The following is a 13,264-nucleotide window of genomic DNA, read 5'->3' on the forward strand; positions in this document are numbered from 1 at the left end:
TCGCCGCGCAACGCGACACCGGCCGAACGATCCGCTAAAAGGAGCGCCGGTTTCATTCGACAGGGAGCTTGGCCCATGAGACGCAGCCTTTCGTCCTTCTTCGCCTTTGCGGCGCTTGCGGCGGCGGACGCCGGCGGCGCGCAGGCCTTCGAGCTGAAAAGCCCGGACATCGCCGAGGGCAAGACCATCGACATGACGCATGTCTACAACTCCTTCGGCTGCACGGGCGGCAATCTCTCGCCGGCGCTCAGCTGGAGCGATCCGCCGGCCGGCACGAAGAGCTTCGCCGTGCTCGTCCACGATCCCGACGCGCCGACGGGCGGCGCCGGTTTCTGGCACTGGCTCGTTGTCGATATTCCCCCGGATGTGCGCAGCCTCGAGCAGGGCGCCGGCGACGCCTCCGGCAAGAAGCTGCCGCCCGGCGCGCATCAGCTCGAAACCGACTTCGGCGAAAAGGCCTATGGCGGCCCCTGCCCGCCGCCCGGCAAGCCGCATCGCTACATTTTCACGGTCTATGCGCTGAAGATCGACAAGCTCGGCGACGCGGCGCACGGCCGCACGGCGGTCGCCGGCTTCACCATCAACGGCAATGCGCTGGCCAAGGCGTCCATCACTGGGCTGTTCGGGCGGTAAAGGGCGTGGCGCATCCGTCATTGCGCGCGAAGCGAAGCAATCCAGAGCGCCATCTCGGCTCCTGGATTGCTTCGTCGCTTCCGCTCCTCGCAATGACGGGGTTGTCATTCCTGGCGGGCCGAAGGCCTGACCGGGAATCCAGGGCGACCGCGCGCGCCTTCGGCTCTCGATTCCCGATCGCCCGCCTCGCGCGCGTCGGGAATGACAGGGTCGTCGTCATGCGCCGTTGCTGACGACTGCATGACCAACCCCGCCACCGCGCTGCTCGCGCTCGCCATCGAAGCTCTCTGCGGCTATCCGGACCCGCTCTTCCGCCGCGTCGGCCACCCTGTCACATGGGCGGGCGCGCTCATCCTAGCGCTCGACAAGCGCCTCAATCTCGAAAGCGACCCTTTCGCCCTGCGCCGCGCCAAGGGCGCCGTCGCGCTCGTCGCGCTCGCCGCGACCGCGCTCGTCGCCGGTTCGATTATCGAAAACCTCGCCCTCTCGCTCCCTTACGGCTGGATCGCGCTTGCCGTCCTCGCTTCGAGCCTCCTCGCGCAAAGGAGCCTTTACGCCCATGTGGCGGATGTCGCGCGCGGGCTTTCCCGCTCGCTCGACGATGGCCGCCGCGAGGTCGGTAAAATTGTGGGCCGCGACGTTACCCTGCTCGACGAAGCCGGCGTCGCCCGCGCGGCGATCGAAAGTCTCGCCGAAAATTTCTCCGATGGCGTCGTGGCGCCGGCGCTGTTTCTCGCGCTCTTCGGCCTGCCCGGCGCGCTGCTCTACAAGGCCGTCAACACCGCCGACAGCATGATCGGCCACAAATCCGCGCGCTATTTCGCTTTCGGTTGGGCGGCGGCCCGCTGCGACGATCTTTTCAACCTGATGCCCGCCCGCATGGCGGCGGGGCTAATCGTCGCAGCCGCATGGGCGACCGGCGCGCCGGCGCGGGACGCCTATGAGACCGCCTTGCGCGACGCCTCCAAGCACGCCTCGCCCAATGCCGGCTGGCCGGAGGCGGCGATGGCCGGCGCCTTGGGACTTTCGCTCGGCGGTCCGCGCCGCTATCACGACCTCGAAATCGCCGGCGCCACGCTGGGAAGCGGACGGCGCGACGCGACGGCTGGCGATATTTTTCGCGCACTGAGGATTTACAAGGCTGCGCTGGCCATGCTTTGGCTTATTATGGTCGTCGGCGCCCTCGCGGGCGCTAGATAGTCTGTTTTTCAAGGATAAACGCGAGATCCTTTCCCCCGGACAACCGGATGGAGCTCGCCCTTTCATTTTCCCGGAATTCGAATATGTTAAGGGGTATTGTGCAGCGCAACATAACGGAGGCGTAGAAGCGCCGGGAGACGCGTAATTATGGACCGTATGTCGTACCAGGTTTATGAGATGCTGCATCTGGCCTTCGCGCCTGCGCGCGCGGCGACCGACGCCCTGCTCCATACGATCAAGAGCCCTTTAAACCCATTTTCGCATACGTCCTTCGGGCGCAGCATCGCCGCCTCCGCCGAGCTCTTCGAGCGCATGACGCGCCGCTACGGCAAGCCCCTCTTCGGACTCGATACGACGACCATCGACGGCGTCGAGGTCTCGATCGTCGAGGAGCATGTCTGGATGAAGCCCTTCTGCGGCCTGCTGCATTTCAAGCGGGCCTTCGAGGGCGAGGAGCCGAAGCAATCGAAGCTGCTGATCGTCGCGCCCATGTCCGGCCATTACGCCACGCTGCTGCGCGGCACGGTCGAAGCCTTTCTGCCGACCCACGACGTCTACATCACCGACTGGGCCGACGCGCGCACCGTGCCGCTGATCGACGGCGGGTTCGATCTCGACGATTACATCGATTATCTCGAGGACATGCTGCGCCATCTGGCGCAGGACGGCCAGCCGGTGCATACGCTCGGCGTCTGCCAGGCCTCTGTCCCGCTGATCTGCGCCATCGCCGCGTTGGAAGCGGCGAATGACCCCGCCGCGCCGGACTCGATGGTGCTGATGGGCGGCCCGATCGACCCGCGCGTCAATCCGACGGCCGTGAACCAGCTCGCCGAGAAGCGCGGCATCGACTGGTTCCGTCGGCACTGCATCCACACCGTGCCCTTCCCGCATGCCGGCATGGGCCGCGAGGTCTATCCGGGCTTCCTGCAGCTTTCGGGCTTCATGGCGATGAACATCGAGCGCCATGTCTCGGCGCATCTCGAAATGTTCAACCATCTCGTCGAAGGCGACGGCGACTCGGCCGAAAAGCACCGCGATTTCTATGATGAATATCTCGCGGTGATGGACCTCACCGCCGAATTCTATTTGCAGACGGTCGAGCACGTCTTCATCCGGCACGAGGTGCCGCTCGGCCTGTTGCGCCATCGCGGCGAGCTTATCGACCTCGCGGCGATCCGCCGCACGGCGCTGCTGACCGTCGAGGGCGAGAAAGACGATATTTCAGGCGTCGGCCAGACTTTTGCGGCGCAGGCGCTCTGCCCCGGCATCCCCGATGCGCGTAAGGCGCATCATCTGCAACTGGGCGTCGGCCATTACGGCGTCTTCAACGGCTCGCGCTTCCGCCGCGACATCGCGCCGCGCATCTGCGCCTTCACGAGCGAAATCGAGAAAGTCGAAGCCTGAAGGGGACCGCGCGCCTTCAGGCGCGCTAAAGAAAGGGCAGCGAGCCTGAAGGCTCGCCAGCTTTTCGATAAACCTCCGAGGCGGCCTCGTCCTTCGAGACGCGAGCGTCGCTCGCTCCTCACGATGAGGCCTAAGTGTTTGGCGCAGATGCAGAAGCCCCTCATGCTGAGGGGCCTGCGCAGCAGGCGTCTCGAAGCACGAAGGGCGTCAACGGCCCCAGTCTCCGGCGAGCCTGAAGGCTCGTGGTCCCCGCTGCGCCGCTTACAACGTCGGCGTCAGCCCTGCTTTGAGGTTTTCGCGGGCGAGACCAAGGAGCAGATTTTTCGTCTGCTCATCCGCAATCCACGCATCGACGCGCGCATTGGAGAGCCGCTCTGGGCCCGCCTTTTCATAGGTCTTGAACGACGCCGTGAGATATTGCGGCAGGTTGAGAAAATCGCCGACCGAATTGGCGAGATGGTGGTTCTGCAGCTTGAACAGATAGCCGCCCTGCGCGCCGAACACTTTGGCGATTCCCGGATAGACCGGGAAGATTTCAGCGCGCGCGAGGTCGTGGATTTCGTAATAGCTGAAATCCGTCGACGGCGGCTTCAGGCCGACTTTCTCCCACATCCGCCGCGCAATATCGAAGAGCACGAAGCTCTTGGGATGCAAGATGCTGTACATGAAGACGCCGCGGCGCGCCCATTTCATGAGGTCTTCCGAGAGATCGACGCCGAAACGCGCTTTCGACGTCTCGAGCAGCTCTCGCGCAGCGTCGTTCCAGACATCGAAATAGCCCAGGGCCTGAAAGACATTCTCATTGAACAGCGCCCGCGCTTCGTCGACCGAAAGCCCCGCGCGGTAGGCGAAAAGGGCGAGCGCCGAATGATAGGGCCCGACCGGCCCGAAGATGAAGCCGTGCAGCGGCTGCGATTTGTCCTCGATATAGATGAGGTCGGGATGAAACGCCGCGAAACTGATCGCGGGCGTCAGCGTCGTCTTCGGCAGGCGGCTGCGCAGCTCCTCCGAATCTCCACCGCCGCGCAAATGGCCGGCGAGAAAATCATGCGTGAAGATGTAATCATACGTATCCAGCGTCTTGACCAGAAGGTCCATCGAGGCCTTGGCGTGGCCGATCGCCGAGAAGTGATCGACCACGGCGCTCGGATTCATGACCTTCATCGCATAGGCGATCCCGAATGCCTGACAATTGCCGATAACGGCGATTCGCGGCCCCGTGGCGCGGATAACGCGGCCCGTCAGCTTGGCGATGTGCGGCTCGACCGCATATTGGCGCCAGGTGCGGAAAATCTGCTTGTCGATTTGAGATAACATACGGTCATTCACCAGTTTCGCCGGGGCGCGTCCCGTCTTCCGGCCCTGGGCTGGTGACAAGAGGCGGCGCCGCGTCTATGGTCCGCTCACACGCAACGGCGCGCCATATGCGCAACGAAGACGAGCGCTACGAGGTCCGTTTGCGAAGATCGATTCGAATCGACGAGGAGTTTGCCCTTGGCAGACAACCCCTATAGCTCCCTACCCGACCATCGCTTCTGGCGCAAGGCTGTGACCGGACTGCCGCCCTTCGCCATCGACCCGGTGATTTCCATGCCCTTCAAGATCGCCCGCGAAGATCGCGTGGCGACAGCGGGAAGCTGCTTTGCGCAGGAAATCGCCCATCGCCTGCAGACGAGCGGCTACACCTATTATCTCGCCGAAAAACCGCCGCAGGGGATGTCGGCCGAGGAAGCGCTGCGGCGCAACTACTCGATGTATTCCTGCCGCTACGGCAATCTCTACACGACCGCGCAATTGCGGCAGTTGATCGAGCGCGTCTATGGGCGTTTCACGCCGTCGCTCGATTACTGGAATCGCCCGGAGGACGGCCGCTTTGTCGACCCCTTCCGCCCGCGCATCGAGCCGGACGCCTATGAGACGGTCGAGGCGATGCGCGCCGATCGCGAAAGCCATTTCGCCGCCGTGCGTCACATGCTGGAGACGATGGACGTTTTCGTCTTCACCTTCGGCCATACCGAGACCTGGCGCCACAAGGCGGATGGCGCGATCTTGCAGCTCGCGCCCGGCGTCGCCGGCGGGACATGGGACGAAAACGTCTACGAGTTCTACAATATGACGGTGAGCGAAGTCGTGCGCGACTTCCTCGCCGCCGTGGATCGCATTCGCGAGGTCAATCCGAAAGTCCGCATCATCCTGAGCGTGTCGCCGGTCGGGATCATCGCGACCTACGAAGACCGGCACGTCGCCGTCTCCAATGTGGCCGTCAAATCTATTTTGCGGGCGGCGGCGGACGAGGTCGTGCGGGCGCGCCCGAACATCGCCTATTTCCCCTCCTTTGATCTCGTGAACATCTCCCCCAATACGGGACGCTTCTATCGCGACGATACGCGGCGCATCAATGCGCATGGCATCGACCGCACAATGAAGATGTTCTTCGATCACTTCACCGACAAGGCGCGCGAGGAGGAAGCGATTCGTTCGCTGAAATTCGACGTCGCGGCGGAAGCCGAAGCCAGCGCCCGCGTCGTCTGCGACGAGGAGGCGATCGAGTCTGCGTGAGACGGCGATCGGCGGATCGGCGCCAGCGCCGATCCGCTGAATTCTTCATGACCACCGAGCCGACAGCCGATTTCCAAAGGATCGAACATGATCGTAGCTTCGCTTGCGCTCGCCGCTGCGGGGGCTTTTACCGGCGCCTCTCTTTACGTGAATTACGTCGAGCAGCCGGCGCGTCTCGCTTTGAGCGACGATGCGCTCATCAAGGAATGGGAGCCCTCCGATCATCGCGGCTTCATTGTGCTCGCGGGATTGGCGGCGATTGCCGCATTGTTCGGCTTCATCGCCTTTCGCGAGCTCGACGACATTCGCTGGCTGTTCGGCGCCCTGGTTATTCTGGCGTCATGGCCCTACACCTATTGGGCGATCGTGCCGCTCAACAACCGCATCCTCGGCCTCATCGCCGCCGACGCTGCGCATGAGGCGCGCAAAGTGATCGATCTTTGGGGCAAGCTGGAGATCGGCCAGACGGCGATCGGCGTCCTTGCCCTCGCGATCTTCCTTTGGGCGGCCGGCTAACGCGTCTTCCGCCAGCGCACCCCACGCAAGCAGACTGCGCCTCAGGGCCTTCGGCGCCAATCTTGAAGAGCGGCATTCATGATTTATGATCTTGTCGTGATCGGTTCGGGTCCGGGCGGCTATGTCTGCGCGATCCGGGCCGCGCAATTGGGCCTGAAAACCGCCGTCGTCGAGAAAGACCCGACCTATGGCGGAACCTGCCTCAACGTCGGCTGCATTCCCTCGAAAGCGCTGCTGCATGCTTCCCATATGTTCGAGGAGGCCGGCCACGGCCTTGCGCCGCTCGGCGTGATCGTCGATCCGCCGAAGCTCGATCTCGCGGCGATGATGAAGCACAAGAACGAAACAGTTGGCGCGAATGTAAACGGCGTTGCCTTTTTGTTCAAAAAGAACAAGGTCGACGCCTATCGCGGCGTCGGCCGCCTTGCTGGCGCGGGCAAAGTTGAAGTGACCGGCGCCGATGGCGCGTCGCAGACCCTCGAAACCAGGAATATCGTGATCGCCACCGGTTCGGCGGTCGCGCCTTTGCGTGATGCTTCCGGCGCGGAAATCCAGATCGACGAAAAGCTCGTCGTCTCCTCCACCGGCGCATTGTCGCTGGAGAAGGTTCCGCAACGGCTCGTCGTCATCGGCGCGGGGGTCATCGGCCTGGAGCTCGGCTCGGTCTGGCGGCGGCTCGGCGCGCAAGTGACGGCGATCGAATATCTCGACCGCGTGCTGCCCGGCTTCGATCTCGAAGTGGCGACACGCTTTCAGAAGCTCCTCGAGAAGCAGGGCTTCGCCTTCAAGCTTTCCTCCAAGGTCACGGGCGTCAAGCACGAGGGCGAGGGCGTCGTGGTCTCCTATTCCTCCGTCGACGGCGCAACCTCGGATACAGTCGCGGCGGACGTCGTTTTGGTGGCCACCGGCCGCATCCCCTATACGCAGGCCCTCAGGCTCGAAGAGGCGGGCGTCGCGCTGGAGCGCGGGCGCGTCGTCATCGACGACCATTTCGCCACCAATGTCCCGGGCGTCTACGCCATCGGCGACGTGGTGCGCGGGCCGATGCTTGCCCATAAGGCCGAGGATGAGGGCGTCGCCGTCGCCGAAATCCTCACGGGCCAGGCCGGCCATGTGAATTACAACGTCATTCCGAGCGTCGTTTACACGAGCCCTGAAGTCGCCTCGGTGGGCGTCACCGAGGAAGACGCCAAGGCCAAGGGCCTCGACGTCGCCATCGGCAAATTCCCCTTCTCCGCCAATGGCCGCGCTCGCTCGATGCGCGAGACCGACGGCTTCGTGAAATTCATCGCCGACGCCGCCACCGACCGGGTGCTGGGCGTCCATATCCTCGGCGCCGGCGCCGGCGAGCTGATCGCGGAAGCGGCTGTGCTCATGGAATTCTCGGGCTCGTCCGAGGATCTCGCGCGCACCTGCCACGCCCATCCCACCATGTCGGAGGCAATGAAGGAGGCGGCGCTCGCCGTGGCCAAGCGGGCGATCCACATCTGACGCCATTTCCGTTTGAGCAGCTCGCATTCGGCCTTGTCATTCCCGGCGGGCTGAAAGCCCGACCGGGAATCCAGAGCCACAAAAGCGCGGGTTTCCCGATCGCTCGCTGCGCGAGTCTCCGGAATGGGCGCCGACCAAATTGGCGTTCACGATCGGACGCTTACATTCTTGCCGGACTGCTGCTGGAGCGCCCGATGGAACAAGTGAACGCATTTCTCGGCTGGTTGAAGCCGCGGCTGGCGCGGGCCTTCTGGTTCACGCTGGCGCTTCTCTTCCTGATCGAGAGCTGGCTCTGGGACCATCTCAAGGACGGGCTGCACGCGCTCGAGCGCTGGCTCGGCGTGGAAAGGTTAGAGCCCTGGCTGAAAGCGCTTGTCGCGCGGCTCTCGCCGCCCATGGCGCTCGCCCTTTTCGTGGGGCCGATCGCCGGCATATTGCCGCTTAAAATAGCCGCCTTGGCGCTGCTGGCGCATGGCCATATTCTGGCGGGCGTCGGCGTCATTCTGCTGGCGAAAATGCTGGCGCTGGGCGTCGAGGCCTTCCTGTTCGACATCTGCCGCGACAAGCTTTTGCAGATGCAATGGTTCGCACGCTTCTATTCGACCGTCCTCGACATACGCGCCTGGGCGTCGCGGCTCGTGAAGCCTTACAAAGAGCGCTTGGTCGAAGGACTCGGCCGGCTGCGCGCCACTCTCGCGTCCTACCTGGGCGGGGACGGGGAACTATTGAGAAAACAGATCGCCCGCCTGCGCGCCCTGGTAAAATCGCGGGGCGCGGCGTGAGCGCTCATACCATAACCGTTTGAATCGCCCGCCTGGGGACGTCTCATTTCCGGCGGGCCGAAAGCCCGACCGGGAATCCAGAGCCATAAGTGCGCTGGTTTTGCTCGGAGCCCGTCATTGCGAGCGAAGCGAAGCTATCCAGGGCAGCGATGCGGCGTTGGATTGCTTCGTCGGCTCCGCCTCCTCGCAATGACGGCGGTAATCCCGATCGCTCGTTTGCGAACGTCGGGATCAACACCGAACCGATCGAGCGGATCTCGTATCACTCACAGATGGCGTAGCCGAAGCAGAAATCCGCTGCCGCCTCGGACGGGGGTTTGAACAAGGCCCCCGCGCTCGCGAAGCTTGCCGCGACCATCAGGAATAGAAGACCGAAAATAAGTGATTTTCTCATAAGCCCCTCCCCCGAAATGTCTTGCGCCGCAATATCGGGGGCGGCCCCGCCTCTCAACCTGCGCGCCTGCTCCCCCTTGGCCGACTAACGCCGATCCTACGGCTCCGGTTCCGAGAAACCATCCGGGCGCCCTCTAACGTGTTTAACGACAAAGCGCATAGCCGAAGCAAAAATCGCTCGGATCCGCATGAGCGCTCGTTACGACGTAAGCGCCAGCGCCGGCCAGCTCCAGCGCGAGAACCAGAAAGACCACGAGCAAAGCGCCCAATCCCGCTGTCTGTCGCATGGAAGCCTCCTTCTATCTCCGTCGCCCTTCGGCGAATAAGCGTAGATTAGGGAGGCCGGGACGCGAGAGCTGTGCGAAGGCGCACTGGCCAGACGCGGCTCGCAATGAAAAAGCCTCCCCGCGGCGGAGGAGGCTCGGTTTGTCGCCAAACTTTGACGGCGGCCTCGTCCTTCGAGACGCGAGCTTTGCTCGCTCCTCAGGAGGAGGCCTAAGTGTTTGGCGCAGAAGCAGAAGCCCCTCATGCTGAGGAGCCTGCGCAGCAGGCGTCTCGAAGCGCGAGGGGCGGTAAACGAGATTAGATCACGACGACCTTGGTGCCGACCTTGACGCGGTTGTAGAGATCGATCGCGTCGATGTCGCGCATGCGGATGCAGCCCGAGGAAACGCCCTGGCCGATCTTCTCCGGCTCATTGGTGCCGTGGATGCGGTAGAGCGTGTCCTTGCCCTCCTGATAGAGATAGAGGGCGCGCGAGCCGAGCGGATTGTCGGGGCCGCCCGGCAGGCCGCCGGCGTCGGCGGTCGGCTGCAGATGCGGCCAGCGCTGGAGCATGTCCTTTGGCGGAATCCAGCGCGGCCATTCCTGCATCGCGCCGACATAGGCGCGGCCGCTCCAACCCATCGCGTCCTGCCCCGTCGCCACGCCATAACGAACGGCCTTGCCGCCGGGCATGACGTAGTAAAGGAAATGCGACCTCGAATCGACGATGATCGAGCCAACCGGCTCATTCGTCTTGTAATCCACGAGATAGCGATCGAACTCGGAGCTGATTTCGGCTTTCGGCGCAAGCGCCAGAAATTCGGCGTCGCGACCCGACAGCTTCGGCTCGGGCAAACGCGTCCCGCTATAACAGCCGGCGAGCGCGAGCGCGGATAGCGCCGTTGCAACCAAAAGCCTCGAATTCATGCCAACGCTCCTTTCCGCCGCAGGATAGTCACTAAAAAAGCCTTATCACGAACTTGCCCGGGACAATCCGCCTCACCGCCATATCGGAGCCAATATTCCCCCGGTGTTGCGAGGGCGCCACGTTGCAGCGCGAAGAAATTGCCCCTTGCGGCGCAAGATGGGGACTTGACGTCTTTCATTTTTCACAGACATGGGCGAAAAACACAGGAACCGGACGCGAATCGTCCGCCCCCTTAGCGGCGATCTTGTGAAAACGCTTCTCGTCACGCATGCGAGCGGTCTCGATCACGAAATGGGTCCGGGGCATCCCGAGCGCCCAGAACGGCTGCGCGCGATTGAGCAGGAGCTGGAGGCCGAGCGCTTCCAATCCCTTACGCGCGTAAATGCGCCGCGCGCGCCCCTCGAAGCGGTGCTGCGCGTGCATCCGCAAAGCTATCTCGCGGCGCTCGAACAGGCCGAACCGCGCGAAGGTTATGCGGCGCTCGACAGCGACACGCTGATGTGCGCCAAGACGCTCGAGGCGGTATGGCGCTCTGCGGGCGGAGCCGTCGCCGCGGTCGACGCGGTGATGAGCGACTCGGCCGACACCGCTTTCGTCGCCACGCGCCCGCCCGGCCATCACGCGAGCGTGCAGACGCCGATGGGCTTCTGCTTCGTGAACAATATCGCGATCGCCGCGCGCCACGCCCAGGCGGCCTATGGCGTGGAGCGCGTCGCCATCGTCGATTTCGACGTGCATCACGGCAATGGCACGCAGGATATTTTCTGGGCAGACGGCAGCGTTCTTTATTGTTCCCTCCATCAGGCGCCGTTTTACCCCGGCACCGGCGGGCGCAACGAAACCGGCGAGCACGACACCATCGTCAATGCGCCCTTGCTCGCCGGCTCCTCGGGTTACGCCTTCCAGGAGGCGTTCGTCGACCGCGTCCTGCCGCGGCTGCGTGATTTTGGCCCCGACATCCTCCTCATCTCGGCCGGCTTCGACGCCCATGAACGGGACCCGCTCGGCGGGCTTCTCCTCACCGAGCGGGATTTCAGCGAGACGACCAAGCGCCTGATGGACGTCGCCGACAAGAAATGCGGCGGGCGCGTCGTGTCTCTTCTCGAAGGCGGCTACGATCTCGAAGGCTTGAGCCGCAGCGTCGCGGCCCATGTTCAGGCCTTGATGGGCGCCTGAGCGGCGGCCAGGGCCTCCGCCTCGAGATGGGCCCTTTCCGCGCGGGCCAGAATGTCGGCAAGGATCAGATCGTCGCGCGACGGCTCTTCCTCGCGGGATTGCAGCAGCCGCTGCTGCCGCGCCGCCTCCAGGGCGCCCGCCGTCACCTTGCCGGAAGCGCGCTCCCTTTCGAGCTGCTCCACCAGGTCGCGGTTGGCCTGTTCGAGATGCGCCTTCTGATCGGCGAAGCGGCTGCGTTCCGCGTTCAGCCGGTCGCCGGCGAGCGAGGCTTTCTGCTCGGATTTTTCCAGCCGGGCGGAGAGGTCGCGCATCGCCCGGATCAGCGAGCGGGCGCGCCGGCTGAGCCGCGCATGGGCGCGCTCGCGGGCGTCCAGCTTTTCCTTGAGCTGCAGCATGTCGGCGGCTGTGGCTTCGGAATGTTCCGAAAGACGCAGGAGCTTCTGCTCCAGGTCTTGAACCAGGCGCTCGCCGACGCGGCACTGGTCGCTCTTCTCCTGCAGCTCGGACCGCGCCTCGACAAGAAGGCGCTCGGCGGCCTGCGCGCGCGAGATCTGCTCGTCGAGCTTGGCTTCGAGCTCAGCGATCTGACGGCGATGCTCCTCGAGCTCCAGGCGTGAGGCGGCCTGCGCCCTTTGATGCTCCATATGGGTCGAGGCGATCAGCTCCTCGAGCTTGCCGATCTGGCGCCGCTCGGTTTCGAGGGCGATCTCCAATTCGCGGATGCGCTCGACGAGGCCCCCAGCATAGACCTTCCCCTCCGCCAGCTCGTTCTGCAGCGCGCCCGCATGCGTCTGAACTTCGACGAGATTTGCTTGCAGGACATCGGCGTGCTGGCGCGCGAAGGCGGCTTCGTCCCGCGCCGCCGAAAGATCGAGCTGAAGCTGCGTGATGAGCCTGTCATTCTTGGCTACGGCGTCCTGCAATTCGTCGAGGTCGCCCTTGAGATGATAGACTTCGGCGCGCTCGGCTTCATAAGCCTCCTGATATTGCGCGCCGACGCCCTGCGCCTGGCGCAGATCCGCCTCCAGCGTCTCGATCCGCGCTTCATGGACCTGCGTCGCCTCGCGCAGCCGCGCAGTCTCCAAGGTCAGCAGGCTGTTCTCGGTCCGCGCCTCGTCCCGCTCCTCATAGAGCGTGCGGTTTTCTTCCTTCATGTCGGCAAGCGCGCCCTCGGTGAGCGCGATCATCATGCCGCGCTCGACCAGCGCGGCGTTGGTCTCCTCGCGCGCCGCGAGGATATGGCCGATCCAGTTCGAAATCTCGACGAAATGCGCCTTGACCGCGCAAAGCTCCTCGACCTTCTGGACAAGGTCGATGCAGCGGTTCTTGATCTCCTCGTCCTCCGCGCCAATCTGATCCAGCGTCCACTCGGGAAAGGACGACGGGTTTTGGGCGCCCGCATCCACATGGGCGACGCCCGCGTCCGGGACGGCGTATTGCGCAGGGAGATGAAGAAGATCGTTCATATCGAGCCTTCCTGTTGTGCCTTATGCGTCGCCACGAGGGACGCGGTCGGCAGACCTCTAGGATTTGTCTCGAGCTGAAGATATTCAGGAAAGCATAGCCGACGAAATTCGGCCTTTCGGTCACGACCGATACTGGAGAACTACTTAGGCCTTTTGGAATAAGCAAAAGCCGCGAGCCTGTCGGCGTCGCGGCTTTTGAAAAGCTTTATTGCGGGGAGAGCCCCGGACGCTCAGCCCTGGCGGGCCTTGTAGCGCTTCTGAACCTTGTTGATGACGTAAACGCGGCCCTTGCGGCGCACGATCTGGTTGGCGCGATGGCGCGAACGCAGGGACTTCAGAGAGTTGCGGACTTTCATGGTCTATCCTCGGCAATAGAACACTGGCCGGGATAACGCCCAGCGCCTCGTTACGGCCGGATATGCCAAATTTTACGCCGCCGATCAAGTCGAAAC

General features: G+C 63.8%; 14 protein-coding genes. 8 read left to right on the top strand and 6 right to left on the bottom strand.

The window, feature by feature from the left end; genetic code table 11:
• The first annotated feature begins 75 nt into the window (after window positions 1–75).
• From QMG84_RS15075 to QMG84_RS15085, 3 genes are all read left to right on the top strand, one after another.
• Entirely contained in the window at window positions 76–633 is a 558-nt protein-coding gene (locus QMG84_RS15075) for a YbhB/YbcL family Raf kinase inhibitor-like protein (protein WP_281928897.1), read from the top strand.
• 240 nt (window positions 634–873) lie between these two features.
• Window positions 874–1,833: an adenosylcobinamide-phosphate synthase CbiB gene (cbiB, locus tag QMG84_RS15080; protein ID WP_281928898.1), complete on the top strand. Its 960-nt coding sequence runs from the start codon at window positions 874–876 to the stop codon at window positions 1,831–1,833.
• Window positions 1,834–1,980: 147 nt separating this feature from the next.
• Entirely contained in the window at window positions 1,981–3,237 is a 1,257-nt protein-coding gene (locus QMG84_RS15085; RefSeq protein ID WP_281928899.1) for a polyhydroxyalkanoate depolymerase, read from the top strand.
• Between the two features lie 261 nt (window positions 3,238–3,498).
• Here QMG84_RS15085 and QMG84_RS15090 read toward each other — a convergent pair whose 3' ends face one another.
• Window positions 3,499–4,554 (bottom strand): WcbI family polysaccharide biosynthesis putative acetyltransferase, encoded by a 1,056-nt coding sequence (locus QMG84_RS15090; RefSeq protein WP_281928900.1) that lies wholly within the window; start codon window positions 4,552–4,554, stop codon window positions 3,499–3,501.
• A 177-nt stretch (window positions 4,555–4,731) separates the two neighbouring features.
• On the opposite strand from QMG84_RS15090, the gene QMG84_RS15095 reads away from it, so the two are divergent.
• From QMG84_RS15095 to QMG84_RS15110, 4 genes are all read left to right on the top strand, one after another.
• On the top strand, window positions 4,732–5,796 hold the full coding sequence (locus QMG84_RS15095; RefSeq protein WP_202072143.1) for a GSCFA domain-containing protein: 1,065 nt from the start codon (window positions 4,732–4,734) through the stop codon (window positions 5,794–5,796).
• 87 nt (window positions 5,797–5,883) lie between these two features.
• The gene (locus QMG84_RS15100) at window positions 5,884–6,312 is read left to right on the top strand and encodes an anthrone oxygenase family protein (RefSeq protein ID WP_202072142.1); all 429 of its coding nucleotides are present in this window, start codon (window positions 5,884–5,886) and stop codon (window positions 6,310–6,312) included.
• 78 nt (window positions 6,313–6,390) lie between these two features.
• Window positions 6,391–7,803 carry a dihydrolipoyl dehydrogenase gene (gene lpdA / locus QMG84_RS15105; RefSeq protein WP_281928901.1) on the top strand — a complete coding sequence of 471 codons (1,413 nt, stop codon included), beginning with the start codon at window positions 6,391–6,393 and terminating at the stop codon, window positions 7,801–7,803.
• Between the two features lie 194 nt (window positions 7,804–7,997).
• A complete protein-coding gene (locus QMG84_RS15110) occupies window positions 7,998–8,585 on the top strand; it encodes a hypothetical protein (RefSeq protein WP_281928902.1) in 588 nt (195 codons plus the stop codon).
• A 262-nt stretch (window positions 8,586–8,847) separates the two neighbouring features.
• Here QMG84_RS15110 and QMG84_RS15115 read toward each other — a convergent pair whose 3' ends face one another.
• The 3 genes from QMG84_RS15115 to QMG84_RS15125 all read right to left on the bottom strand — a co-directional run bounded on the left by QMG84_RS15115 (window position 8,848) and on the right by QMG84_RS15125 (window position 10,169).
• A complete protein-coding gene (locus QMG84_RS15115) occupies window positions 8,848–8,979 on the bottom strand; it encodes a hypothetical protein (protein ID WP_281928903.1) in 132 nt (43 codons plus the stop codon).
• A gap of 142 nt (window positions 8,980–9,121) precedes the next feature.
• Window positions 9,122–9,265 carry a hypothetical protein gene (locus tag QMG84_RS15120; RefSeq protein WP_281928904.1) on the bottom strand — a complete coding sequence of 48 codons (144 nt, stop codon included), beginning with the start codon at window positions 9,263–9,265 and terminating at the stop codon, window positions 9,122–9,124.
• A gap of 295 nt (window positions 9,266–9,560) precedes the next feature.
• Window positions 9,561–10,169 carry a L,D-transpeptidase gene (locus QMG84_RS15125; RefSeq protein ID WP_281928905.1) on the bottom strand — a complete coding sequence of 203 codons (609 nt, stop codon included), beginning with the start codon at window positions 10,167–10,169 and terminating at the stop codon, window positions 9,561–9,563.
• 247 nt (window positions 10,170–10,416) lie between these two features.
• On the opposite strand from QMG84_RS15125, the gene QMG84_RS15130 reads away from it, so the two are divergent.
• On the top strand, window positions 10,417–11,346 hold the full coding sequence (locus tag QMG84_RS15130) for a histone deacetylase family protein (RefSeq protein WP_281928906.1): 930 nt from the start codon (window positions 10,417–10,419) through the stop codon (window positions 11,344–11,346).
• Here the strand turns inward: QMG84_RS15130 and QMG84_RS15135 are convergent.
• Together QMG84_RS15135 and ykgO are read right to left on the bottom strand one after the other, a co-directional pair.
• Window positions 11,325–12,812 carry a hypothetical protein gene (locus QMG84_RS15135; RefSeq protein WP_281928907.1) on the bottom strand — a complete coding sequence of 496 codons (1,488 nt, stop codon included), beginning with the start codon at window positions 12,810–12,812 and terminating at the stop codon, window positions 11,325–11,327. The genes QMG84_RS15130 and QMG84_RS15135 overlap by 22 nt on opposite strands.
• A gap of 230 nt (window positions 12,813–13,042) precedes the next feature.
• Window positions 13,043–13,168 carry a type B 50S ribosomal protein L36 gene (gene ykgO, locus QMG84_RS15140; RefSeq protein WP_036283477.1) on the bottom strand — a complete coding sequence of 42 codons (126 nt, stop codon included), beginning with the start codon at window positions 13,166–13,168 and terminating at the stop codon, window positions 13,043–13,045.
• Between the last annotated feature and the right edge of the window lie 96 nt (window positions 13,169–13,264).

Origin of the sequence: Methylocystis iwaonis (assembly GCF_027925385.1) — a bacterium.
Taxonomy (GTDB): Bacteria; Pseudomonadota; Alphaproteobacteria; order Rhizobiales; family Beijerinckiaceae; genus Methylocystis; species Methylocystis iwaonis.